At 67.6% G+C, this 1,996-nt stretch carries 1 protein-coding gene; it reads right to left on the reverse strand.

From position 1 onward, the window contains the following. Positions 1-97 precede the first annotated feature (97 nt). Positions 98-1,996, reverse strand: a 1,899-nt coding sequence (gene acs / locus FGX59_RS36630) for an acetate--CoA ligase (RefSeq protein WP_138473453.1), incomplete at its 5' end; no start/stop codon positions are given.

A 1,996-nucleotide genomic window follows, 5' to 3' on the forward strand; every position in this document is an offset into this window, starting at 1 on the left:
GGGCCCCCTTGGGGGCCCGCTTCGGGGCGCTTTTCGCCCCGGTCCGGTCCGCGCGTCCCGGGAGGCTCCGGCCTCCCGGGGGGCGGGGACAATCTTCCTAGCGGTTGACCCGGTTCTCGATCAGGTCGTCGACCACCGCCGGCTCCGCGAGCGTCGAGGTGTCGCCCAGCGAGCCGTAGTCGTTCTCCGCGATCTTGCGCAGGATCCGCCGCATGATCTTGCCCGAGCGCGTCTTCGGCAGCCCCGGCGCCCACTGGATCAGATCCGGGCTTGCGATCGGACCGATCTCGGTCCTCACCCAGGTGCGCAGCTCCTTGGCCAGGTCTTCCGTCGGCTCCACCCCGTTCATCAGCGTCACGTAGCAGTAGATGCCCTGGCCCTTGACCGCATGCGGATAGCCCACCACCGCCGCCTCGGCGACCTTGGCATGCGCCACCAGCGCGCTCTCCACCTCGGCCGTGCCCATCCGGTGGCCCGAGACGTTGATCACGTCATCCACCCGCCCGGTGATCCAGTAGTAGCCGTCCGCGTCGCGGCGGCAGCCGTCGCCGGAGAAGTAGTAGCCCTTGTAGTCCGAGAAATACGTCTTCTCGAACCGCTCGTGATCGCCCCAGACCGTGCGCATCTGCCCCGGCCAGCTGTCCTTCAGGCACAGCACGCCCTCGCATTCGGTCTCGGCGATCTCCTGGCCGGTATGCGGGTCGAGGACCACCGGCTGCACCCCGAAGAAGGGCAGGGTGGCCGAGCCCGGCTTCAGCGCCGTCGCCCCCGGCAGCGGCGTCAGAAGATGCCCGCCGGTCTCGGTCTGCCACCAGGTGTCGACGATCGGGCAGCGGCCCTTGCCGACATGGTCGTTGTACCAGGTCCAGGCCTCGGGATTGATCGGCTCGCCCACCGTGCCGAGGATCCGCAGCGAGGTGAGGTCGCATTTCTCGACGAAATCCGGGCCCTTGCCCATCAGCGCGCGGATCGCGGTGGGGGCGGTGTAGAACTGGTTGACGCGGTGCTTCTCGCAGACCTGCCAGAAGCGGCTGGCATCGGGATAGGTCGGCACGCCCTCGAACATCACCGTGGTCGCGCCGTTGGCCAGCGGCCCGTAGACGATGTAGCTGTGGCCCGTCACCCAGCCGACATCGGCGGTGCACCAGAAGACGTCGCCCTCCTTGTAGTCGAAGACGTACTGCATCGTCATCGCCGCATAGAGCAGGTAGCCGCCCGAGGAATGCACGACGCCCTTGGGCTGGCCGGTGGAGCCCGAGGTGTAGAGGATGAAGAGCGGATCCTCGGCATTCACCTCGACCGCGCGGTGGCGGTCATCGGCCTCGGCATGCAGCTCGGCATAGTCGAAGTCGCGGTCCGCGACCCAGGTGGTCTGCCCGCCGGTGCGCTTGACGACCAGCATCTTCACGTCCTCGCTGCAATGCAGCAACGCGGCGTCGGCATTCGATTTCAGCGGCGTCATCCGGCCGCCGCGCGGGGCGTAGTCGGAGGTGATGACCAGCTTGGCGCCCGCGCCGTTGATCCGCGCGGAAAGCGCGTCGGGCGAGAAGCCCGCGAAGACGATCGAGTGGATGGCGCCGATCCGCGCGCAGGCCAGCATCGCATAGGCGGCCTCGGGGATCATCGGCAGGTAGAGCACCACGCGGTCGCCCTTCCTGACGCCCAGATCCTCGAGGATATTGGCGAATTTGCAGACCTCGGCATGAAGCTGGCGGTAGGTGATGTGGCGCGCGGGCTCGTTGGGGTCGTCGGGTTCGAAGATGATGGCGGTCTGGTCGGCGCGGGTGGCGAGATGGCGGTCGATGCAGTTGGCGGCGACATTGAGCGTGCCGTCCTCGAACCACTTGATCTCCACCTGTCCGGGCTGGAAGGAGGTGGACTTGACCTTGGTGAAGGGCTTGATCCAGTCGAGCCTGTCGCGCGCAGCCTCGCCCCAGAACCCGTCGGGGTCCGCGATCGAGCGGGCATACATCTCCTGGTACTGCGCCTCGTTCAC

The sequence above is a fragment of the Poseidonocella sp. HB161398 genome (genome assembly GCF_005870025.1).
GTDB lineage: Bacteria > Pseudomonadota > Alphaproteobacteria > Rhodobacterales > Rhodobacteraceae > Mangrovicoccus.